Annotated in this window: 12 protein-coding genes and 2 riboswitches; of the genes, 5 read left to right on the forward strand and 7 right to left on the reverse strand. The window is 61.0% G+C overall.

The window, feature by feature from the left end:
* Window positions 1-9: 9 nt before the first annotated feature.
* From KHO07_RS14930 to cobW, 4 genes are all read right to left on the reverse strand, one after another.
* Complete coding sequence (locus tag KHO07_RS14930) at window positions 10-666, reverse strand: VWA domain-containing protein (protein WP_212627638.1); 657 nt, start codon at window positions 664-666, stop codon at window positions 10-12.
* A 2-nt stretch (window positions 667-668) separates the two neighbouring features.
* The gene (locus KHO07_RS14935; protein ID WP_212624714.1) at window positions 669-1676 is read right to left on the reverse strand and encodes an AAA family ATPase; all 1008 of its coding nucleotides are present in this window, start codon (window positions 1674-1676) and stop codon (window positions 669-671) included.
* 176 nt (window positions 1677-1852) lie between these two features.
* The gene (gene cobN / locus KHO07_RS14940; protein WP_212624715.1) at window positions 1853-5686 is read right to left on the reverse strand and encodes a cobaltochelatase subunit CobN; all 3834 of its coding nucleotides are present in this window, start codon (window positions 5684-5686) and stop codon (window positions 1853-1855) included.
* 3 nt (window positions 5687-5689) lie between these two features.
* A complete protein-coding gene (cobW, locus tag KHO07_RS14945) occupies window positions 5690-6757 on the reverse strand; it encodes a cobalamin biosynthesis protein CobW (RefSeq protein ID WP_150732779.1) in 1068 nt (355 codons plus the stop codon).
* A gap of 98 nt (window positions 6758-6855) precedes the next feature.
* Window positions 6856-7068, reverse strand: a riboswitch (cobalamin riboswitch).
* A 230-nt stretch (window positions 7069-7298) separates the two neighbouring features.
* Window positions 7299-7524: riboswitch (cobalamin riboswitch) on the forward strand.
* 121 nt (window positions 7525-7645) lie between these two features.
* On the opposite strand from cobW, the gene KHO07_RS14950 reads away from it, so the two are divergent.
* The 4 genes from KHO07_RS14950 (at window position 7646) to cobM (ending at window position 9806) form a co-directional block, all read left to right on the forward strand.
* Window positions 7646-7840 (forward strand): CbtB-domain containing protein, encoded by a 195-nt coding sequence (locus KHO07_RS14950; protein ID WP_150732778.1) that lies wholly within the window; start codon window positions 7646-7648, stop codon window positions 7838-7840.
* Window positions 7841-7851: 11 nt separating this feature from the next.
* Entirely contained in the window at window positions 7852-8565 is a 714-nt protein-coding gene (locus KHO07_RS14955; RefSeq protein WP_212624716.1) for a CbtA family protein, read from the forward strand.
* Entirely contained in the window at window positions 8562-8975 is a 414-nt protein-coding gene (locus tag KHO07_RS14960; RefSeq protein WP_150732776.1) for a cobalamin biosynthesis protein, read from the forward strand. Before KHO07_RS14955 ends, KHO07_RS14960 begins: the two co-directional genes overlap by 4 nt.
* 84 nt (window positions 8976-9059) lie before the next feature.
* Window positions 9060-9806, forward strand: coding sequence for a precorrin-4 C(11)-methyltransferase (gene cobM / locus KHO07_RS14965; protein WP_212624717.1), 747 nt, complete (start codon window positions 9060-9062; stop codon window positions 9804-9806).
* A 166-nt stretch (window positions 9807-9972) separates the two neighbouring features.
* On the opposite strand, the gene nfuA is transcribed toward cobM, so the two are convergent.
* Both nfuA and KHO07_RS14975 read right to left on the reverse strand, forming a co-directional pair.
* Entirely contained in the window at window positions 9973-10557 is a 585-nt protein-coding gene (nfuA, locus tag KHO07_RS14970) for a Fe-S biogenesis protein NfuA (RefSeq protein WP_003225494.1), read from the reverse strand.
* A 124-nt stretch (window positions 10558-10681) separates the two neighbouring features.
* Window positions 10682-12991: a fatty acid cis/trans isomerase gene (locus tag KHO07_RS14975; protein WP_212624718.1), complete on the reverse strand. Its 2310-nt coding sequence runs from the start codon at window positions 12989-12991 to the stop codon at window positions 10682-10684.
* A gap of 156 nt (window positions 12992-13147) precedes the next feature.
* Here KHO07_RS14975 and metH point away from each other — a divergent pair, with 156 nt between their 5' ends.
* Complete coding sequence (gene metH / locus KHO07_RS14980) at window positions 13148-16858, forward strand: methionine synthase (protein ID WP_212624719.1); 3711 nt, start codon at window positions 13148-13150, stop codon at window positions 16856-16858.
* A 127-nt stretch (window positions 16859-16985) separates the two neighbouring features.
* On the opposite strand, the gene KHO07_RS14985 is transcribed toward metH, so the two are convergent.
* Window positions 16986-23231, reverse strand: coding sequence for an NEL-type E3 ubiquitin ligase domain-containing protein (locus KHO07_RS14985; protein WP_212624720.1), 6246 nt, complete (start codon window positions 23229-23231; stop codon window positions 16986-16988).
* Window positions 23232-23339 lie beyond the last annotated feature (108 nt).

The raw sequence follows: 23339 nt of genomic DNA on the forward strand, positions 1-23339 counted from the left end.
CTTTACGCGTCAACGCAATTCGTCGATATGCCGATACTCGGACTGCAACTGCGCCGCCAGTGTTTTGCTGCGTCCGAGTCGAATCGGCCCACGCTCGATATCAATCAGCAACCCCGGACAATCCAGTGGCGCCAGAGCGGCCCCGTCCTTGAGCCGTCCATCGGTCACCACCAGCAAGCGTTGCTGCTCCGCCGGGAAACGCTTCTGCCGCACACTCAACCATCGCCCCGCTTCGGCCAGCGCTGCCAGCAACGGTGTCCCACCTCCTGCGCCGAGCTCATCAAGCCAATGACGCAATCCGCCGGAGGCCTTCAAGCCTTGAACCTGCCACTTTGGCGCGGCACCACTGGCAGTCAGCAAGGCCAGCCGGGCGCGTTGGCGATAGGCGTCATCGAACAGTTGCGCGAGCAACCCCTTGGCATCGCTCAAGGCGTGATGCCGACGGGTCGACGCCGACGCATCGACAATCACCAGCCACAGCTCATGCGCCGAGCGTGTGCGCAGGTGGAACAACAGATCCTGACGTACGCGTGGGCGACCATTGAGCAAGGTGCCGGGCCAATTGACCGAGCCGCTGCGGGCGGCATGACGCTTGCCCTGTTTGCCGTGATCGAGCCGTCCGGCGCGGGGTCTGGCATTCGCCCCCGCATCAGATCGGGGGCGAATGCCTAAGGCTTTTTTGGCCAGCTCGGCACTTCACGGCGGGCACCGACGGGCAATGCCTGAGCAGGCATTTCACCCCACTGGCCCTGGCCTTCGCCCGGGTTGGCAGTCTGGGGCGAAGACGACTGCGGCGTTGGTGCCGATTGTGGTGTCGGCGGGGGAAGTGCACGGCGACGATGGCGCAAGGCGAATTCGGCGACTGCGTCGATATCTTCGATGCTGATGGCGGTAGCGCCACGCCAGGCCGCATGAGCACGTGCCGCGCGCAACCAGACCAGATCGGCGCGCATGCCGTCGACGCCGGCGGCAAAGCAACGTTCGGTGATTTGCGCCAGCGTTGCATCGTCGAGGGGAATGGTCGCTAAAGCGCTGCGCGCCTTCTGGCAGCGCTCGCGCAGGTCCGCTTGCTGGCGCTCCCACTCGGTGCAAAAGCCGTGGGGATCACTGTCGAAATCCAGACGCCGACGGATGATCTGGCCACGCTCTGCCGGTGCGGTGTGGCCGCCGAGGGTCACGTTCAAGCCAAAGCGGTCAAGCAGCTGCGGACGCAACTCGCCCTCTTCCGGGTTCATGGTGCCGATCAACACGAACTTCGCCGAATGCCGATGGGAAATGCCGTCACGCTCGACCAGGTTGGTACCGCTGGCGGCGACGTCGAGCAACAGATCGACGAGATGGTCAGGCAACAGATTGACTTCATCGACGTAGAGCACGCCGCCGTCAGCCTTGGCCAGCACACCGGGGGAAAACTGCGCGCGACCCTCGCTCAGTGCGGCATCCAGGTCGAGGGTGCCGACCAGGCGTTCTTCAGTGGCGCCCAGGGGCAAGGTGACGAACTGACCGCTGGCAAGCAAATCCGCCAGGCCACGGGCCAGGGTCGACTTGGCCATGCCACGCGGGCCTTCGATCAGCACGCCGCCGATCTTCGGGTCGATGGCGGTCAGGTACAGCGCCAGCTTCAAATCGTCAGCGCCGACCACGGCGGAGAGGGGGAAATGCGGGGTATCGGTCATGTCAGGGTTCTCATCATGGTCGGTATTTACTTTGTGGCGAGGGAGCTTGCTCCCGCTGGGCTGCGCAGCAGCCCCCAACTCAAAATGCACATTTTTTCAGACACACTACATTGCCTGGTTTACGACTGCTTCGCAGCCGAGCGGGAGCAAGCTCCCTCGCCACAGGTTGCGCAGTCTCAGCTGTCTTCTTCTATATCCAGCAACAGGTTTTCCAGCGCCTCGCGGTACTCGCCCGGCTCCTTCCACATCCCCCGTTGCTGCGCTTCCAGCATCCGTTCAGTCATGTCGCGCAAGGCATGTGGATTATGCTCGCGAACAAACTCGCGAGTCGCCGGGTCGAGCAAGTAGGCATCGGCCAGCAAGGCGTACTGGTGATCGTCGATCAACTGCGTGGTGGCGTCGAAGGCGAACAGGTTATCCACGGTCGCAGCCATTTCGAAGGCGCCTTTATAGCCATGCCGCTTGACCCCGTCGAGCCACTTGGGATTGGCCGCCCGTGAGCGGATGACCCGGTTCAACTCTTCCTTCAGCGTGCGGATTTTTGGCAAGTCCGGTTGGCTGTGATCGCCGTGATAACTGGCTGCCGCCGCGCCGCTGAGGCTTTCCACCGCCGCGAGCATACCGCCCTGAAACTGGTAGTAGTCATTGGAATCAAGCAAGTCGTGCTCGCGGTTGTCCTGATTTTGCAGCACTGCCTGCACCTGGTTCAGGCGCTGGGCGAATTGCTCACGGGCTGCAGTGCCTTCATCGGAACCGCCATACGCGTAACCGCCCCAGTTCAGATAAACCTCGGCCAGATCCTCGCGGCTCTGCCACAGCCGGCCGTCGATAGCGCCCTGCACGCCTGCACCATACGCGCCGGGTTTGGCCCCGAAAATCCGCCACCCGGCCTGACGCCGGGCCGCTTCTGCATCCAGCCCGGATTGCAGCAGCGCTTCACGCTCGGCGCGAACCTTGGCCGCCAACGGGTTGAGATCGGCCGGTTCGTCCAGCGCGGCGACCGCTTGCACGGCCGCGTCGAACAGGCGAATCAGATTGGCGAAGGCATCGCGGAAAAAACCGGACACGCGCAAGGTCACGTCCACTCGCGGACGGTCGAGCAAACTCAGTGGCAGGATTTCAAAATCGTCGACGCGCTGACTGCCGGTGGCCCACACCGGGCGCACGCCCATCAGCGCCATGGCCTGAGCGATATCGTCGCCACCGGTGCGCATGGTCGCAGTGCCCCAAACGGACAGGCCGAGCTGACGCAGATGATCGCCGTGGTCTTGCAGATGGCGTTCCAGAATCAGGTTGGCTGACTGGAAACCGATGCGCCAGGCGGTGGTGGTCGGCAGGTTGCGCACGTCCACCGAATAGAAGTTGCGGCCGGTGGGCAGCACGTCCAGGCGTCCACGGCTGGGTGCGCCGCTGGGGCCGGCCGGGACGAAACGGCCGCCGAGGGCGTCGAGCAGACCGCACATTTCGGCGGGACCGCAGGCGTCCAGTCGCGGCGCGACGACTTCGCGCAAGTTGTCGAGAATGGCGCTCACTTCAGACCAGTTCGCCTCCTGTGGGAGCGAGCCTGTTCGCGAAAGCGCTGTGTCAGTTGATATTTTTCCATCGCGAGCAGGCTCGCTCCCACAGGGGCCTTCCAACACTCGCGAGATCAGTTGCGTGGCAAACAGTTCGAGGCGTTCGCGGGTATCGCCGGTGGTGCGCCAAGGGTCATCGCTGATTGACAACAAGGCCTCCGGCCGCGCCCCGGTCCACGGCTCGGCCAGCGCACAATCGAGCGGATCGAAGCCCGGCGCGAACGCTTTGGCCAGCGCCCGCAGCAAACTCGATTGCGCGCCACGCCCATCACCCCGGGGAATGCGCAACAACGCAAGCAAGGTGTCGATGCGCAAACGCCCCACCGGTGACTCGCCAAACACATGCAAGCCATCGCGGATCTGCGATTCCTTCAGGTCACACAGGTAGGTGTCCAGACGCGGCAACCAGATCGCCGCGTCTGCGTCACTGTCGAGCTTTTCGTCCAGTTGCAGTTCGCGGTCGATGTGGGTCTCGCGCACCAGTTGCAGTATGTCGCGCTGCAACTCCCGGGCGCGGCGTGGATCGAGCAATTGCGCTTCGTAATATTCGTCGGCGAGCAATTCGAGATTGCGCAGCGGACCGTAGGTTTCAGCGCGGGTCAGCGGCGGCATCAAGTGATCGATGATCACCGCCTGAGTCCGCCGCTTGGCCTGGGCGCCCTCACCCGGATCGTTGACGATGAACGGATAAATGTTCGGCAACGGTCCGAGCAATGCATCCGGCCAGCAGTTTTCCGAGAGGCCGACGCCTTTGCCCGGCAGCCATTCGAGGTTGCCGTGCTTGCCGACGTGGATCAGCGCGTGGGCGCCATAGGTGTTGCGCAGCCAGAAGTAGAACGCCAGATAGCCGTGGGGCGGCACCAGGTCCGGGTCGTGATACACCGCGCTCGGGTCCACTTGATAACCGCGCGCCGGTTGAATGCCGACAAAGGTCAGGCCGAAACGCAACCCGGCGATCATCATCCGGCCGCTGCGGCACATCGGATCGTTTTCCGGCGTGCCCCAACGCTCCATCACTGCGGCGCGATTGGCTTGGGGCAGCGCGTTGAACATCGTCAGGTATTCATCCATGCCCAGGCTTTGCTGGCAAGGACGCTGGTCGAGGGTGTCCAGATCATTGCTGACGCCGCCGAGCAGTTGCTGGATCAACGCGGTGCCACTGTCCGGCAGTTCGGCGGGGAGCGGATAGCCTTCGGTGTGCAGCGCGCGGAGAATGTTCAGCGCCGCCGCTGGCGTGTCCAGGCCCACGCCGTTGCCGATGCGGCCGTCGCGGGTCGGGTAATTGGCGAGGATCAGCGCCACGCGCTTTTGCGCATTGGGCAGGCGCGCCAGATCGATCCAGCGCCGCGCCAGTTCGGCGACAAAGTCCATGCGCTCGGGTTGCGGCCGGTAGCACACCACATCCGATTGACTGCGCTCACTGCGCCACGCCAGATCCTTGAAACTGATCGGCCGGCTGATGATCCGCCCGTCCAGTTCCGGCAAGGCAATGTGCATTGCCAGATCCCGCGGGCCGAGGCCTTGATCGCTGGCGCGCCAGCCCGGTTCGTTGTCCTGGGCGCAAATGGCCTGAATCACCGGGATGTTGCGGCGAAACGGACGCAAATGCGGCGCTTCGGGGCTCGATTGGGCAAAACCGGTGGTATTAAGGATCACTCCGGCTTCTGCTTCATCCAGCCAATCCTCGACTGCCGCCAGACAGCCGGGCTCTTTCAAACTGGCCAGGGCAATCGGCAACGGATTCAACCCCGCTGCCTGCAACCGCTGGCAAAAAACATCGATGAAACCAGTATTCGCCGCTTGCAAATGCGAGCGGTAAAACAGCACCGCCGCCACCGGTTGACCGGCCTGCCAATCGGCCTGCCAGTCGCTCAATGCGGGGGTGTGTTTTTGCGGATGGTAAATCGCCGTGCGCGGCAATGCTTGCGGCTCGTCCCAGGCGTAATCCCGCGCCAGCCAACGGTTGGCCAGGCAGCGGAAGAAGTCCAGCGCGTTGCCCATGCCGCCCTGGCGCAGAAACTGCCAAAGTCGGTCTCGATCTTCGGCATCGACAGTGCTCAGGTCACTGAGCTCCGGGTCCGGGCGATCATCCCCCGGCACCAGAATCAACTGCACACCACGCTGCGACAACTCCACCAGCCGCTCGACGCCGTAACGCCAATAGGCAATGCCGCCGTGCAGCGAGATCAGAATGACCTTGGCGTGGCGCAAGACTTCATCGACATACAGATCAACCGACGCATGGTTCTGCACCTGCATCGGGTTGGCCAGGCGCACGCTCGGGTAATCGTCGGGCAACTGCTGCGCCGCTTCGGCGAGCAGCGCCAGACTGGAATCGCCGCTGCACAGGATCACCAGCTCGGCGGGGGTTTGTCCAAGGTCGGCAATGTTGTCATCCGACACGAAACCGCCGGGCTGGGTCCTGAGCAGGTGCATGGCTTATACGCTGAGCGCGGCGCGCAATTGCGCTTCGAGCAAGGCGGCATCCAGCGCCTGGCCGATCAGCACCAGACGCGTGGTGCGAGCTTCTTCAGCGCCCCACTGACGGTCGAAGTGCTTGTCGAAACGCGTGCCCACGCCCTGGATCAGCAAGCGCATCGGTTTGTTCGGGATCGCGGCGAAGCCTTTGACGCGCAGGATGCCGTGCTGGACCACCAGTTGCGTCAGCGCGTCCATCAGCAGGCTTTCATCGGATGCCGGCAATTCGATGGAGATGGAGTCGAAAGCGTCGTGATCGTGGTCGTCATGATCGTCATCATCGTGATGGTGATCGTGGTGACTGTGACGGCTATCGATGTGCTCTTCGGAACCGGCGCCGAGGCCGATCAGCACGTCCAGCGGCAGGCGACCGCTGCTGGCTTCGATGACTTTTACCGCGGGCGGCAGCTCTTCGGCAACTTCCAGGCGTACGCGGGCCAGGTCTTCCGGGCTGATCAGGTCGGCCTTGTTGAGGATCACCAGGTCGGCGCTGGACAGTTGGTCAGCGAACAGTTCGTGCAGTGGCGATTCGTGATCCAGGTTCGGGTCGAGTTTGCGCTGGGCGTCGACCTGATCCGGGAATGCGGCGAAGGTGCCAGCCGCCACGGCCGGGCTGTCGACCACGGTGATGACCGCATCGACGGTGCAGGCACTGCGGATTTCCGGCCACTGGAAGGCTTGCACCAGTGGTTTTGGCAGTGCCAGGCCCGAGGTTTCGATCAAGATGTGATCGAGGTCGCCGCGACGGGCGACCAGTTCGCGCATCACCGGGAAGAACTCTTCCTGAACGGTGCAGCACAGGCAGCCGTTGGCCAGTTCGTACACACGACCGCTGGCTTCTTCTTCGGTGCAACCGATGGAACACTGCTTGAGGATTTCGCCGTCGATGCCCAGTTCGCCGAACTCGTTGACGATCACCGCGATGCGGCGCCCCTGAGCGTTGTCGAGCATGTGCCGCAGCAACGTGGTTTTGCCCGAGCCGAGGAAGCCGGTAACGATGGTGACAGGGAGTTTGGCCAGTGTTTTCATCGGATGCCCTTTGGCAAGGTGGCGGGCATACGGGACGAGAACCGGCAACGCACATGCGCGCCGGAAGCGTTCGCCACCGGATCACCCCGCCCGGTTGTAGTGAGAATCTGTATCGAGGCAGGTCTCCTGGCTGACGGTGTGCCAGTCGCTTGACTGGCGTTTACTGCGCCTTCCCGCGGGCTCAAGGGTTGAGCGTGCAGTGGCGTGGCAGCGAACATCACCGTTCACAGTTGCGGGGGCAGCCGCGGCATTGACCGCGTTCCCTTCTTAGCTTCGACAGATGCCGAAGAACCTCGAAAGCGCAAGGCTACGCATGGTATTGGGGCGGGTCAATGTCCGCCGTGCATCACGGTCGTCTGTGGCGAGGGAGCTTGCTCCCGCTCGGCGGCGAAGCCGTCGTAATACCTGCTGACGAGGTATTCCAGAAAGAATGCCGGGGGTCGCTTCGCAACCCGGCGGGCGCAAGCTCCCTCGCCACAGGGGATGTGGTACCTCAAACGAGAACCCTTGCCAATTGACGCCCAGCCCTCGCCCATGCTCTCCTACGCATCTTGTTACGGGTGCCCTTCACAGGGTGAAACGGGAAACCGGTGAATCATGTGCTTTACTCAAGGCCATGTCAGTCCGGTGCTGCCCCCGCAACGGTAAGCGAGCGAAGCGTCAGATCCACTGTGCCCATCCGGCATGGGAAGGTGACGTTTGCAGGTCAAGGCGAAAGCCTGTGCCCCTCGTGAGCCCGGAGACCGGCCCGCAACACAAAGTGAAAACACAATCACTGAATGACAAACCCGCGGTGGGCGGGCGCTGTTCGAATCCCTGCGCGCCCGTTCGTGTGCAGGATCTTGCATGCGCTTTAGATTCCCCGCTGACAGACCAGAGGGAAACGCCATGTCGACCATCAGCAGCACCGGCCACAGCAGCTCCGCCAGCGCCACCACCACCCTGACTCAACGCCTGACCGCCGCCGTTTTTGCGTCGATCCTCGGCGCGTGCCTGGTGTACTTCGCCGGTTTCTCGCACATCGAAGCGGTGCACAACGCCGCCCACGATACCCGTCACAGCGCCGCGTTCCCGTGCCATTGAGACCCGCCGAGATGATCAAGCGTATTGCGCAAACCGCAGGTTTCACCGGGCTGCTCGCCGCCCTGCTGCTCACCCTGCTGCAAAGCTTCTGGGTTTCCCCGCTGATTTTGCAGGCCGAGACTTACGAGAAATCCGAACCGGCCGCTGTTGAAGTCCACGAACACGCACACAGCGAAGGCGCCGTCGCCGCTCACACCCACGATGGCGAAGCCTGGGAGCCGGAAGACGGCTGGCAGCGCGTGCTGTCGACCACCGGCGGCAACCTGGTGGTGGCCGTCGGTTTCGCCCTGATGCTGGCCGGCCTGTACACCTTGCGTGCGCCGACCAAAACGTCCCAGGGTTTGCTCTGGGGTCTGGCCGGCTACGCAACCTTCGTGCTCGCGCCGACACTCGGCCTGCCGCCTGAGTTGCCAGGCACCGCTGCCGCCGATCTGGCGCAACGGCAGTTCTGGTGGGTCGGTACTGCGGCCTCCACTGCAGTCGGTATCGCGCTGATCGTGTTCAGCCGTCACTGGCTGATGAAAATCCTCGGCGCGGCGATCATTGCCGTTCCCCACGTGATTGGCGCCCCGCAACCGGAAGTGCATTCGATGCTGGCACCCGAAGCACTGGAAACCCGGTTCAAAATCGCTTCGCAGTTGACCAACGTCGCGTTCTGGCTGGCCCTGGGCCTGATCAGCGCCTGGTTGTTCCGCCGCAAAAGCGATGGCCAATACCACGCATGATGGATCCCCGCACAGCGCCGACCCTGGTGGTCGGCCTGGGCTGCCAGCGCGGCTGCCCCGTCAATACGTTGCGGGCGCTGCTGGATCAGGCACTGCAAGCGCATCAAATCGAACTGCATGACATCATGGCCCTGGCCAGCATCGACTTGAAACGCGACGAACCGGCGCTGAGCGAGTTGGCCGCTCAACTGGCGCTACCGCTCATGTATTTCAGCAGTGAACAACTGGCCGCTTATCAGCCACAACTCAGTCACCATTCGCAGATCGCTTTCGAGCGCACCGGATGCTACGGCGTGGCAGAAAGTGCCGCCCTCGCGCTGGCCGAACAATTGACCAATGCACCGGCAAAACTGCTGATCTCGCGACAAAAGTATGCCCAGGCCACTCTGGCATTGGCCTGCCCTGCGTAAAATCCCCGATAATCCACGTATCCGATCATGAGCAATCTTCATCTGAAGCCTTGCCCAGCCCCTTTTTACCCACAGGAATCGACGATGACCGTCTACTTCATTGGCGCAGGTCCCGGCGACCCGGAACTGATCACCGTCAAAGGCCAGCGGCTGATTCGCAGCTGTCCGGTGATTATCTATGCCGGCTCATTGGTGCCTGCTGCGGTGCTTGAAGGCCATCAGGCCGAAACCGTGGTTAACAGCGCCGAATTGCATCTGGAACAGATCATCGAACTGATCAAGACTGCCCACGCCAACGGCCAGGATGTGGCGCGGGTGCACTCGGGAGATCCGAGCCTGTATGGCGCCATCGGTGAGCAGATCCGCCCTCTACGCGAACTCGGCATTCCTTTCGAGATCATCCCCGGCGTGACCGCAACCGCCGCCTGCGCCGCGCTGCTGGGGGCGGAATTGACGTTGCCGGACGTGTCACAGAGCGTAATCCTGACTCGCTACGCCGACAAAACCACGATGCCAAAAGGCGAGGAATTTTCCAGTCTGGCGCAGCACGGGGCGACCATGGCGATTCATTTAGGGGTTAATCATCTGGCGAAGATTGTCGAGGAGCTGCTGCCGCATTATGGCGCCGATTGCCCGATTGCGGTGGTTCATCGCGCGAGCTGGTCGGATCAGGACTGGGTGGTGGGGACGCTTGAGGACATTGCCGGGAAGGTTGAAGAAAAAGGGTTTCGACGCACGGCGTTGATATTGGTAGGTCGAGTATTGGGCAGTGATCAGTTCAGCGAGTCGTCACTGTATCGCGCGGGACATGCGCATCTTTATAGACCCTGAAACACTTGTGGCGAGGGAGCTTGCTCCCGCTGGACCGCAAAGCGGTCCCAACATCAGCCAACGCACTCATCACGGGAAATGCATCGGCTGTATTGTGATGGCTACACCATCAAGCGGGAGCAAGCTCCCTCGCCACAGCGCCGTTTTTTAGGTCGCAGCGAACACCTTAGTAGTAGGCGTTTTCTTTCTGCGTGTGGTCGGTTACGTCACGGACGCCTTTGAGCTCCGGGATGCGCTCGAGCAAGGTACGCTCGATGCCTTCCTTCAAGGTCACGTCTGCCTGGCCGCAGCCCTGGCAACCGCCACCGAACTGCAGAACGGCAATGCCGTCCTCGACCACATCGATCAGGCTGACCTGACCGCCGTGGCTGGCCAGCCCCGGGTTGATCTCGGTTTGCAGGTAGTAGTTGATGCGCTCGTTGACCGGGCTATCAGCGTTGACCATCGGTACTTTGGCGTTTGGCGCCTTGATGGTCAGTTGGCCGCCCATGCGGTCGGTGGCGTAGTCGACAACCGCGTCGTCCAGGAACGCTTCGCTGAACGAATCGATGTAGGCCGTGAAGCTTTTCAGCCCCAAAGCGGTGTCTTCAGGTTTTTCTTCGCCTGGTTTGCAGTAGGCAATGCAGGTTTCTGCATACTGGGTGCCAGGCTGGGTGATGAAGACGCGGATGCCGATGCCCGGGGTGTTCTGCTTGGAAAGCAGATCGGCCAGGTAATCGTGGGCGGCGTCGGTAATGGTAATAGCGGTCATGGAAACTCCTCGCAGGCTTGGGCGCAGTTTACGCCAATCATCGCCGCGGACAAAGTCCTAGTATTTTTGTCGGGAAAGATTGCCACGATCCCCCAGCACGCGCTGCCGGAGGATCGGTGGTTTTTCACAGGTTTTCGTAGCGATTCATGTCCAGCACGCCCTCTTCCACCGGTTCGGTTTCGTGGATGTAGCGGCTTAAATCATGAAAGTACTGCCAGAACTGCGGATGACTGCGACGAATCCCCCAGCGTTCGACGATTTTCTCCAAACGATCGACGTCCTTGGCATTTTCCATCGCTGCCACAAACGCCGGAACCTCTCCGGCCGGGATGTTGAACATGAAATTCGGATAGCTGCTCAGTACGCCCGGGAAAATCGTCAGGGTGTCCAACCCCGGCTGATAACGCAGTGATTCGCCGAGCAGGAAAGCCACGTTGCTGTGGGCGCGGTTGCGCAGCAGGCTGTAGACCACACGGGTTCCGCTCGACGTTTCGATACGCAACATTGTGGCTTCCGGCAGTTGATCGATGACCCTGAGCCCGGCTGCCGGTCGCGCCGTGAGCGTGCTCAAGGCTTGTTCGGCATTTTGCAGCTCGGGATCAATGTTAGGCCGCGAACAATAGGCGCCGTCACAGCGATTGATCGGGTCAGGATTGGCGTTGAGATCGCCGTAACGCGCCAGCAACTGCATGGCGAAATCACGCTTGGGGTCTTTTTCGTCCAGTTTCAGCGCGGTCGGCTTGTCGTTGTCGATGGTCTCGTAGTCCAGCCACATCTTGAATTTGCCGCTGTTCTGGTACCAGTCGTCAAGATAACCCTCGCGCGAATCCGCCGGCATCAGGCGCAGGAAGTTCTGCTCGGCGCCATTGCGGATCAGGTCGAAATACAGGCGCGTCTGCGCTTGATGGGAGACGTTGCCGAACACGTCGAAATTCACTGCCAACTGGTAATACGTACGCTCCAGCAACGGGTAATCGAACAACCACAGGGTTTGCGGCACTTCGCCGATCAAGCCTTTGGTCACGGCGGCGCTGTCGAAATGGCGGAAAATGCTCAGCAACGCATTGTCGTTGCCGGCCCACAGCGTCGACCAGCTCGGCGCCGGCACATCGGCGTAGCTGTCGCGGCGCAGGGCTTCGTACTCGTTTCGCTTGTCGCGGTAGTCGTGCCACAGGCTCAAGACGCTGCCGACATCGTCGTTCTGCCCCGGCATCGCCAGCAACGGCGTGGCTTGGCCGCGATAGTTCGGGTCGGTGACGTAGAGGTCGTGCTCCGGCGCCTGGAACAGTGCCCAGAAGTTGTCACGGATCACGTCAGTGGCGATCTGCCCCCGGCAAACCGGGCCGCGAATAAAGGTGCGCACGAAATACTCGGCGTTATCGAGCATGAACTGATAACGCGCCTGGGCCGGGATCGCTTCAAAGGTCGCAAACGGGTTGGCCCGGCTTTGCGGCCCATAGCCCGGCAGCGCAGTGGCCTGCCAGTTACCGCTGTAGAACAGGCTCTTGACCCGGGCCATCTTCGCCGCGCTCAACGGGTAGGTAATGTGGGTTTTATGGACGATCACGCCCTGCACCGGCCACAGACGGTAGTAGAACTGACTGCCCGGATCATCGTTCGGACGACGGGTCTTGACCATGTCGATCGGCTGCCCGGTCGGCGTGCGCGATCTCACCCACTGAAAGAAATGCCCCGGCTCGCCATCCTTGAAATAGATGTGCGCGAGAAACCAGTGCTCGTACAGCCAGCGCCCTACGAGGCTCTGCCGGGCACCCGGCGAGTTGAGCAGGTTCTCCCACTGCACCACCTGCAACGCTTCTTTCGCGCTCGGCACCAGGCCCTGCTCATCGATCGGTGCACCGGAGGCCAGCCAGCGTTGCAGCGTCTGGTATTGCTGATCGGTGAGGCCGGTGACCGCCAGCGGCATGCCTTCCCTAGGGTGGGCACCCGCGTAGCCATCAAACTCGGCCGGCATCGCGCACATGTTTTCCCGGTTCAAGCCCAGGACGATGTCTTCGGGCAATTTGGCATTGGGTTGCAGCGGCGTTCGGTGACCCAGCTCAAGCATCCGCGCCATCAGGGCAGCCTGATTGCTCTGGGCATCGAGCACTGAGTAAAAGCCCATTTTCTGCCAGCCCTGTTTGCCGCTCGCGTCATAAAACAATCGGGTCGGTGCCACGGCCTGGCTGCGATCACCGTCATACACCGGGACTTTGGTCGCACCGCGCGCGGCACCTTCGCCACTGCCGAGGTTGAGCTGGCAGGCTGCGTCATTGCAGGCATGGCAGGCTACACACTTCTCGGTGAAGATCGGTTGGATGTCGCGGGTGTAGGAAATGGAAGAAGAACTGCCAGAGGATATCCCCGGACCTTGCGCCACGGCGCCCCAGCTTAAAAACAGCAATACACTGCTGATGACAACGCGATACGACATGTCCCTGGTCCCGATCCTTTAAAAAACGCCGCGATTCTACCGGTCTGGCACCCACCTCAACATGAACGATATTCATGCAAAACCCGGACATGCTCTAAATCCGCACAGGTTTGCTATTATCCCGGCCCTTCGTCATGGTCTTTCCGAGTAGTCCTAATGTCCGATCGCAGTGTTCGCCTTCAAGCTCTCAAGCACGCCCTCAAAGAGCGCATCCTGATTCTCGATGGCGGTATGGGCACGATGATCCAGAGCTACAAGCTCGAGGAGCAGGATTACCGTGGCAAACGCTTCGCCGACTGGCCGAGCGATGTCAAAGGCAACAACGACCTGCTGGTGCTGACCCGTCCTGACGTGATTGGCGGCATCGAGAAAGCCTACCTGGATGCCGGCGCCGACATTCTGGAAACCAACACCTTCAACGCCACCCGGATCTCCATGGCCGATTACGGCATGGAAGAACTGGCCTACGAATTGAACGTAGAAGGCGCTCGCCTGGCGCGCAAGGTCGCCGATGCGAAAACCCTCGAGAACCCGGACAAGCCGCGCTTTGTCGCCGGCGTACTCGGCCCGACCAGCCGCACCTGCTCGCTGTCGCCGGATGTCAACAACCCTGGCTACCGCAACGTCACCTTTGATGAGTTGGTGGAGAACTACACCGAAGCCACCAAAGGCCTGATCGAAGGCGGCGCCGACCTGATCCTGATCGAAACCATCTTCGACACCCTCAACGCCAAAGCGGCAATCTTCGCCGTGCAAGGGGTGTTCGAAGAGCTGGGCGTCGAATTGCCGATCATGATTTCCGGCACCATCACCGACGCCTCCGGCCGCACGCTGTCCGGCCAGACCACCGAAGCGTTCTGGAACTCCGTGGCCCACGCCAAACCTATCTCGGTCGGCCTGAACTGCGCCCTCGGTGCCAGCGAATTGCGCCCGTACCTGGAAGAACTGTCGAACAAGGCCAGCACCCACGTTTCCGCGCACCCGAACGCCGGCCTGCCGAACGAATTCGGTGAGTACGACGAACTGCCGTCGCAAACCGCCAAGGTCATCGAAGAATTCGCCCAAAGCGGCTTCCTCAACATCGTCGGCGGCTGCTGCGGCACCACGCCGGGCCACATTGAAGCCATCGCCAAAGCCGTGGCCGGTTATGCGCCGCGTGAGATTCCGGACATCCCAAAGGCCTGCCGCCTGTCGGGCCTGGAACCGTTCACCATTGATCGCAACTCGCTGTTCGTGAACGTCGGCGAGCGTACCAACATCACCGGTTCCGCCAAATTCGCCCGCCTGATCCGTGAAGACAATTACACCGAAGCCCTGGAAGTCGCCCTGCAGCAGGTCGAAGCCGGCGCCCAGGTGATCGACATCAACATGGACGAAGGGATGCTCGATTCGAAGAAGGCCATGGTGACCTTCCTCAATCTGATCGCCGGTGAACCGGACATCTCTCGCGTACCGATCATGATCGACTCCTCCAAGTGGGAAGTGATCGAAGCCGGCCTGAAATGCATCCAGGGCAAGGGCATCGTCAACTCGATCAGCATGAAAGAAGGCGTCGAGCAGTTCATTCATCACGCCAGACTGTGCAAGCGCTACGGCGCCGCAGTCGTGGTGATGGCGTTTGACGAAGCCGGCCAGGCCGACACTGAAGCGCGCAAGAAAGAAATCTGCAAACGCTCCTACGACATCCTGGTCAACGAAGTCGGCTTCCCGCCGGAAGACATCATCTTCGACCCGAACATCTTCGCCGTGGCCACCGGCATCGAAGAACACAACAACTACGCTGTGGACTTCATCAATGCCTGTGCCTACATCCGCGACGAGCTGCCGTACGCGCTGACCTCGGGTGGCGTGTCCAACGTGTCGTTCTCGTTCCGCGGCAACAACCCGGTGCGCGAGGCGATCCACTCGGTGTTCCTGCTGTACGCGATCCGCGCCGGCCTGACCATGGGTATCGTCAACGCCGGTCAACTGGAGATCTACGACCAGATCCCGGCAGAACTGCGCGATGCCGTGGAAGACGTGATCCTCAACCGCACCCCGGAGGGCACCGACGCCCTCCTCGCCATCGCCGACAAGTACAAGGGCGACGGCAGCGTCAAGGAAGCGGAAACCGAAGAGTGGCGCAACTGGGACGTCAACAAGCGTCTGGAACACGCGCTGGTCAAAGGCATCACCACCCACATCGTCGAAGACACCGAAGAGTCGCGGCAGTCGTTCGCGCGCCCGATCGAAGTGATCGAAGGGCCGTTGATGTCCGGCATGAACATCGTCGGCGACCTGTTCGGCGCCGGCAAAATGTTCCTGCCGCAGGTGGTGAAATCCGCCCGTGTAATGAAGCAGGCCGTGGCCCACTTGATCCCGTTCATCGAACTGGAAAAAGGCGACAAACCGGAAGCCAAGGGCAAGATTCTCATGGCCACCGTAAAAGGCGACGTACACGACATCGGCAAGAACATCGTGGGCGTGGTACTGGGTTGCAACGGCTATGACATCGTCGACCTCGGCGTGATGGTCCCGGCGGAGAAAATCCTCCAGGTGGCCAAGGAAGAAAAATGCGACATCATCGGCCTGTCCGGGTTGATCACACCGTCACTGGATGAAATGGTCCACGTGGCGCGCGAGATGCAACGCCAGGACTTCCACCTGCCGTTGATGATCGGTGGTGCCACCACCTCCAAGGCGCACACCGCGGTGAAGATCGAACCCAAGTACAGCAACGATGCGGTGATCTACGTCACCGACGCCTCCCGTGCGGTCGGTGTGGCCACCCAGCTGCTGTCCAAGGAACTCAAGGCCGGTTTCGTCGAGAAAACCCGCCTGGATTACATCGATGTCCGCGAGCGCACCGCCAACCGCAGTGCCCGCACCGAACGCTTGAGCTACGCGGCGGCGATCGCGAAGAAGCCGCAGTTCGACTGGAGCACCTACGCGCCGGTCAAACCGACATTCACCGGCACCAAGGTGCTGGATAACATCGATCTGAAGGTCCTGGCCGAATACATCGACTGGACGCCGTTCTTCATTTCCTGGGACCTGGCCGGCAAGTTCCCGCGCATTCTGCAGGACGAAGTGGTGGGTGAAGCGGCTACGTCGCTCTATGCCGACGCCCAGGAAATGCTCGCCAAACTGATCGACGAGAAGCTGATCAGCGCCCGTGCGGTGTTCGGTTTCTGGCCGGCCAATCAGGTGCGCGATGACGACATCGAACTCTACGGCGATGACGGCAAGCCTTTAGCCAAGCTGCATCACCTGCGTCAGCAGATCATCAAGACCGACGGCAAGCCGAACTTCTCCCTGGCCGACTTCGTCGCGCCCAAGGACAGCGAACTCACCGACTACGTGGGTGGATTCATCACCACCGCCGGCATCGGTGCCGAAGAAGTGGCCAAGGCCTATCAGGACGCTGGCGACGACTACAACTCGATCATGGTCAAGGCCCTCGCCGACCGTCTGGCCGAGGCCTGCGCCGAATGGTTGCACCAGCAGGTGCGCAAAGACTACTGGGGTTATGCCAAGGATGAAGCACTGGATAACGAAGCACTGATCAAGGAACAGTACAGCGGTATCCGCCCTGCCCCGGGCTACCCGGCCTGTCCGGATCACACCGAGAAAGCCCAGCTGTTCGCCCTGCTCGATCCGGAAGCCGAGGAAATGCGTGCCGGCCGCAGCGGCGTGTTCCTCACCGAGCACTACGCAATGTTCCCGGCCGCTGCCGTCAGCGGCTGGTACTTCGCTCACCCGCAGGCGCAATACTTCGCCGTGGGCAAGATCGACAAGGATCAGGTGCAGAGCTATGCGTCGCGCAAAGGCCAGGAATTGAGCGTGACCGAGCGCTGGCTGGCACCCAATCTCGGTTACGACAACTGATCGGTGCATCGCGTGTTGCCAGCCTGTACGCGTAAGCGTTAACCACTATCGCCAGCAAGCCGGCTCCTGCAGAAATACGTATTTCCTGTAGGAGCCAGCTTGCTGGCGAGGGCGCCTGGAGAGCGTTTTACGCACTCACGGATGAACCGGCACCGCGGGTGGACGACTCAATGTCAGCCACCTCTTTGCGAGAAAGCTCTATCAACTTCGCATTGCGCGCTGCGGCGTGATCAAAGAGCTGACTCAAGAAAGCAGGGTCATCAGCGCCCGCATCCTGATCCACATCCATAACCTCCACCTCATCGAGCGCCTTGAACACGTCAGGGTGTTTCTCCTTGAGGTAAGCCACCCAGTAATCGCGCTGGATCAATTCCTCAAAAAAGCCATCGGACCGCTCGGCAGCGACGACTTCCAGGCGTGCGGCCGCCAGTTGTTGGGGGGTGACGCCTGACGCATAGGTCATGTGTTTCGGTTGCCCGGGGAGGCTCAAGCCATCGTCCCAACCATCGGTAAGGCCAATTCGATAGCCCAGGCGTACCTCGGCTTCATCCCGACCGCTATGACTCGCCGCTTTCGTTGCCAACTCGTCGACCTTATCGAGCCGGAACAACTGCCGGGACAACTTCAACAGTGCCTCGGCTTTGACGCCCACGCGTCCGGCAGGAATCTCGAGCAAGGCATTGTGCGTGAACACTTTGCTTTCCAGCCCACTGAACGTCAGGATTCGACCGTCGACACAGGTGCCATGGGTGGCGGAGCTGGCGAACAGGACCTCTCGAAGCTCGGTGTTGCCGACAGCGGCCTCCATCACAGTCCACACTCGCCGAGTCAGGTCGGCATTTGCCACCCGGAACTCCCGCGTATCCTGCAATCGCGAGAGCAAATGAAAGAACGCCGCATTGTCCGGCTCTGCCGCCAGTTGACTCCAGATTTCGCTTTTGGTGGCCAGCTCCTCAGGGAGGGCATTGGCGAGCCAGGGTGTTTTTTGTTCTGAGTCCGGCTCGTCTTCAGGTAGCTCTTCATCCGATTCGATGCTTTCCGTGCTGCTTTCCCCGAAGTTGTGTGCGTCATCAATCATCAGGTCCAGATCCGCACGTGAAAAGCCCAGCACGGTCTCGTGAGCGCCCGCATCGCGGTAAGCCCGCAACCGCTCAAGACTTTCTAACAACATGTCGTCGTTGTCGGTGAGGTCGGTGCCGGCCATGAGCAGGTCATGACTGCCATCCAGCGCTTGCGGCGCAATGGAAACGATGCCGTTGCCGCTCAGATTCAGCGTCCTCAGGCGACTGGCATCGAGCACGCCTTGCGGCCACTCGGTCAAATCGTTGTTGCGCAGATCAAGCGTCTCCAATGCCTCGAAATCCGTGACATCAAAGGCCTCCAGTTCGTTGTAGCTCAGGTCCAGCCATTGCAGGCGCTGCAGGGGACTGAGCGCGGCATGCAAGTGTTCGCTATCGTCCAGCCGGTTCGAGGACAGCTCCAGGCGTTCGAGCTTGTCCATGTGCCTGACCGGCTCGGGGATGATCTCCAGATCATTGCCATTGAGTTCCAGCGTCTGCAATTGCGTGAACGCGTTGAGGAACTCGTCAGAGCCCCGACCGCTCAGTTTCACGCTGGTCAGGTTCAGTCGGGTGACATGCTCGAACGCTGCCGGCAACGCAGGAAGATCGCCCAGTTGCAGGCCATTGAGATTCAGTACCGTGTCCGCAACCCCTTCGTTGCCGGTCAAGCCTGCGCGCCAGCATTCCAGAATCCGCAAGGCACCCTGCCTGCGGGTGCTGGACGACAGGATCCAGCCAGCGCCGCGAACGCCGCGCGTATACAACCAGCCATTCAGTTGCCGGGTGAGCGCCTCATAGGTTTGCTCCCATCCGGCAAGCTGCTCGCTGATGTGCACATCCGTCGACCCGCTTCGGCGCAACTGTTCGATCAGCTCCAAAGCGTCATCATCGGCGAGTGCCGGTTTGAGCCGTCGCAAACGGTGCGTCAGGTTCGCAACGCCTTCCCCCGACGGGATTTCCGAGAACGCCAGCAGATGCCGTGCAATCGAAAACCCACTTTCCAGCGGTGGGAACAGCGCCGGCACTTCTTCCCGGCTGAATCGTTGCAGAACCCCGTCCGGCAGGACTTTGGCAATCTCCAGTCGCTGCCGAGCCGACTTGATCGCGGCGAGCGCGGGATCGGATAAAGGGCTGCCGGCCAGGTCGGTCTTGAGCAACATCTCATCCGGAATCTGCGCAGGCATCGAGGCGATTTTGCTGTCGCGCAAATCCAGCCAGGTCAAGTCCGGCAGATCTTGCACGCCTACCGGCCATACCTGGAGGTCTGTCGCCCGCAAACTCAGCGCCTTGAGGCGAGTCATGGCACTGACATCCAGTGCGCTCAGCGGGTTGTTATGCAGGTCGAGGAATTCGAGCTTTTGAAGCCCATTGAAACTCTGCCGCACCGCAGAACTGTCGAGGATGCGATTGTCGGAAAGATTCAGGTGGGTCAGCTTCCCGAGGTCACCCGGCGCAATCGGTACCTGCGTCAGATTGTTGTGACTCAACTCCAGCCTTTCAACTTCAGTGAAACCGGCGAGGAACGCCTGAATCTGTTCCGCCGCCGCTTTATTCCCCTTCAGATACAACGTTTGCACATGCTGGAACGCGCCGGCCGGCAGGTCGGGAAATGCACTGAGTTCCAGGTTCGGCAGGTCGAGTATCGACGCGTCGACGGTCGCGCCATAGCGCTTGAACACCCCGTCACGCCAACTGGCCCTGAGGGTGTTTGCCGCCCAGATGCGCCCCATCACCTCTTTGACATCGATCGGTGACTGCGCGGCGCGATGGGACCAGTTGTCGAGTCGTCGGTCGAGCACCGCATACTCCTGACTCAAGGCCTCGACCGCGTCGAACCTTGCCTTGGCGCTCGGCCATTGCTCGACAAACTGATTGAACAAACCCTCGAAGGAATCGTTGATGCCTTCGCCAAGTCGTCGCAGTTCACCCTTGCTGTAATCCCTGACCATTTCTTCCAGATCAACCAGGTGCAAGGGGTGATTTTTCACATACTCGTAGGCCGGTTTGAAGTGCTCACGCAGGAAGATCGACCAATCCAGCGACAGCCCGGACCAGAGTTTTTCATGCCCTTTGAAGATACCGTCAGGCAACGTTCTGATTCCCGTTCCCTTGAGGTTCAATCGCTCCAGACGGGGTAGCTCGAACACTCCGGCGGGCCACTCCACCATCGCAGGCGCGAGCACTTCCAGTCGGCGCAATTCGCGCAAGCCAGTGACATCGAGGGCCATCGGCGAATAACCGGAGGAACTGACACTCAGCGCCTCAAGTGTGGTCAGTCTGTTCAACCTTGCGGGCATGTCGGCGGCGTACGGAGCGACGGCATACAGGTTCAGGTCCTTGAGCGCCGGCATGGTGCTCAAGGCCATGGGTACGTTGCTGAACTCATCTCCCGTGGCATTGATTCGCAGTCTTTTCAGATTGGGAAACGTGGCCAGAAGCCCATCGGCATTGGCGTCCGTGATACACCGACCGCGGACATACAGATCACTCACATGGGAAAATTGCGCGGTCAACGGCGGTATTGGATCGTCACAAACCAGTTCCAGCAACCTGTACCGGGCCTGCTCCTCTGCCAACGGTGAGTTGCGCCAACATTGCTTGATGTTCTGCGCGACCGACGCCTTGCCCCCCAACATGAACTGCAATTCAGATGCCGGGACGGGTTCGCCGACCCATTGATCGAGGGTCGACTCGAGTACTTCCCACTCGCGCAAACGCGCCTGCAACAGGTTATAAATCTGTGCGTCGGTTTTGCCCGCGCGCAGTTGCGCCAGGATAAATCCATTGGCTTGCTGATCACTCAACGCCGGATAGACGTCCTGAACCCGGGTCACCAGCGAAGGATTCATGCCCTGCCCGCGCCCGCTGGCGTAATAGCCCACCCTGCGTTCCGTTACGCGTACGGGTGGCTTGAATGCCTTGTCGCGGCCGCTGCGCTGTTCCAGCACTGGCGATAATTGGCCAGTGAACGCCGGGGCCTGACGCCCCTGTCGCACATACCAACGCGCCTCCTCCAGCATTTTCAGTGGAATTCGACGCGTCTTTCTCAGACGAGAGAGCTCTTCGGCATTGGCATCCAACAGAACCCTGCGGCCGGCGGCATTACTCAGCCCCGGACAGGCACGTTGCAGTTTTTCAAGCAGGGCTGCGCCAATGCCAGGCTCGCCTTCGAACAGCCGCAAGGCATCGGCCAGTGCCGGCGGGGGCGAAAAGTGATCCATGTGCATTTTGCGCAAGGCATTGTCTTCGACGGCACAGGCCTCGGCGATGTCGAGCAGTTGCTCATCGGTAAATGCCTCGGTGATATGCCCCATGCGCCGCAGCAGTGTCAGGCGATTCCATGTGCGGGGACGCTCCAGCGTGTGACGCCAGGCGCCAAGCCCGTTGTGTTCAAGGATGGGTTGCCACGCCTGATCGTCGACAGGATGTTTGATGCGCCACTTCTTCAGTGCCGGATCAAAGACAGTTTCATAGACCTTGCCACCCTGCCGGATGAAGGCTTTGCCATTGACCCGATGCTGCCCCGCCCCATCAGGAACTGAATCGCGATCGAGCTCGATTTTACTTTCATAGGCGCTCAGGTCCGGCTTCCACAAGCGGGCCTCGCCGTCGGCGCGCTTGACGGGCTCCAGACGCTCGACCACCGGTTCGGGTTTGACCGCCCCCAGCTTGGCCAAGCCTTTGCCCGCCCCGGCCATCACCGCGATCAGCGCCAGATTCTCAGCCACATCGACCAGATGCGCCTTGGCCGCCGTGCGATCACCCTCACTCCACTCGATCGCGCCTTCGAACGACTCGTACAGCAGTTGACCGGCCATGACCGTCAGCATGACCTCCCCCAGCACCGGCACGAACATCGACACCATGTTCAGGCCCAGCAAGCCGATTTCCAGCAGATGATTGAGCTTTTCCGCCCGCACTCGCGCATCGACGTCTGCCGTGGGCACCGCGTGGCTGCGGGCGTCGGCAATGACTTTTTTGCGGTTTTGCTGGTAGAGATAAGTCCACAGGTTGCTGTTGGCGGACCAGATGCCCGCCACACCTTCGCGAACGATCCCTAAAGGATTGAGATAAGGATCGTCGACCGGCTCACGTTTACCCGCAGGCTCTGGCGGCAGTTCCTTGATCCGGGCGACGGCCGAAAACGGGGGCACGTACTGAGCGACCTTCAACCAGAATGAATGCAAAGGGTCGGTCGCAGGGTCGGTAGCCTTGCGGGTGAACTGACTGAAGTAATAAGGTCGATCGGCGTAGGCCACAAACTGGCTGAAGAAGCGCTGGTGGGCGGTCGGCCCGCTGTCACTGGCGGGCAACGCGTCGCGGGCGGTGAACTGGCGCTTGAACTCTTCGCGCATCTGTTGGGAGGTGTAGCGTTTGAGCGGGTGCTCGGGATCGTGGGGAATGTAGACGATGAAATCGCTGGTATAGCGATACTGTTCACTGATGCTGAACACCACGCAGCCGGTCATCCTGCGCTTCATCAGGCTCAGGTCACGAAACCAGACCGGCCGGTTGCCAACCCGGGGATGGATTTCGTCATCAATCACCGAAAGGATCATTGTGTAATCGTCGGGTTCGATGTCGTTTTTCAGCAGCGCCCATTCGGCGGCCGCTCTCATTGCCGCTTTCTGGCTGGCAACGAATTGCTCGGTCAGGGTCGTGTCCTTCTGCGCATCCGTTGTCTGAAAAAAGCCCTCCACGCGGGTTTGATACTGCGCGCCGATATCCAGTTGGCGGCAGAGCGAGAGGAATTGCGTGACCGACACGTTGAGGGCCTCGACCTCGAACGTACCAGGCGTCGACGTCTCGACCACAAACCCCGACCCGCGATGAAAGGCGCCTGGCTCACATTCGGCCGCTTCGAAGTTATGCAGTGCCGCCTGCAACAACGAAAGCTTCAACACCTCGAACGAGTTGATCTCAATTTGAAAATCGCTGACTTCCAGCGCTCGCCTCAGACATATGAAGGTTTTGTTGACGTCGGCTTCGACCCCGAACTGATCCTTCAGCGCCTTGCGCAGTATCGGCTCGGCAAAGCTTTCGGCGTCTGGTAGCGACGACACGGTTTTGTCGAGCCGGGACTGGGACACGAAGCTGTCGTTGAAGCGCTCTTGCAGCGCCTGCTGTTGCGCGCTGGATGCTCGCGAGTACCACGGCGGCGGGAGCGAGCCGCTGGCTTTTATGGCTGCCCGCCGCTGCGGCGTGGCGTCGATCAACCAATCAGGCGTCAGCTGTTCGACAAGTTCGCTATGAATGCTGCTTCGGCCCGCAATCAGAGGCTCACGGGGCACAGAGGGGGGATGGCTAGACATGGTGTCGCTCCTGAAAATGGAACGACAGGACAACATTTCAGTGAACCGTATTGGCGGTAGATAATTACCGCATCGGCCCAGACTGATTTCAAACTGCGTCGATCCGCA

It is taken from the genome of Pseudomonas sp. PP3 (genome assembly GCF_905336995.1).
GTDB lineage: Bacteria > Pseudomonadota > Gammaproteobacteria > Pseudomonadales > Pseudomonadaceae > Aquipseudomonas > Aquipseudomonas reinekei.

What these genes read in the sequence shown, in the direction of transcription:
- KHO07_RS14955 (WP_212624716.1), top strand. Translation starts at nt 7,852, where the DNA reads ATGATCAAGCGTATTGCGCAAACCGCAGGTTTCACCGGGCTGCTCGCC.
- KHO07_RS14975 (WP_212624718.1), bottom strand. Translation starts at nt 12,991, where the DNA reads ATGTCGTATCGCGTTGTCATCAGCAGTGTATTGCTGTTTTTAAGCTGG.
- KHO07_RS14935 (WP_212624714.1), bottom strand. Translation starts at nt 1,676, where the DNA reads ATGACCGATACCCCGCATTTCCCCCTCTCCGCCGTGGTCGGCGCTGAC.
- cobN (WP_212624715.1), bottom strand. Translation starts at nt 5,686, where the DNA reads ATGCACCTGCTCAGGACCCAGCCCGGCGGTTTCGTGTCGGATGACAAC.
- KHO07_RS14950 (WP_150732778.1), top strand. Translation starts at nt 7,646, where the DNA reads ATGTCGACCATCAGCAGCACCGGCCACAGCAGCTCCGCCAGCGCCACC.
- nfuA (WP_003225494.1), bottom strand. Translation starts at nt 10,557, where the DNA reads ATGACCGCTATTACCATTACCGACGCCGCCCACGATTACCTGGCCGAT.
- metH (WP_212624719.1), top strand. Translation starts at nt 13,148, where the DNA reads ATGTCCGATCGCAGTGTTCGCCTTCAAGCTCTCAAGCACGCCCTCAAA.
- cobW (WP_150732779.1), bottom strand. Translation starts at nt 6,757, where the DNA reads ATGAAAACACTGGCCAAACTCCCTGTCACCATCGTTACCGGCTTCCTC.
- cobM (WP_212624717.1), top strand. Translation starts at nt 9,060, where the DNA reads ATGACCGTCTACTTCATTGGCGCAGGTCCCGGCGACCCGGAACTGATC.
- KHO07_RS14985 (WP_212624720.1), bottom strand. Translation starts at nt 23,231, where the DNA reads ATGTCTAGCCATCCCCCCTCTGTGCCCCGTGAGCCTCTGATTGCGGGC.
- KHO07_RS14960 (WP_150732776.1), top strand. Translation starts at nt 8,562, where the DNA reads ATGATGGATCCCCGCACAGCGCCGACCCTGGTGGTCGGCCTGGGCTGC.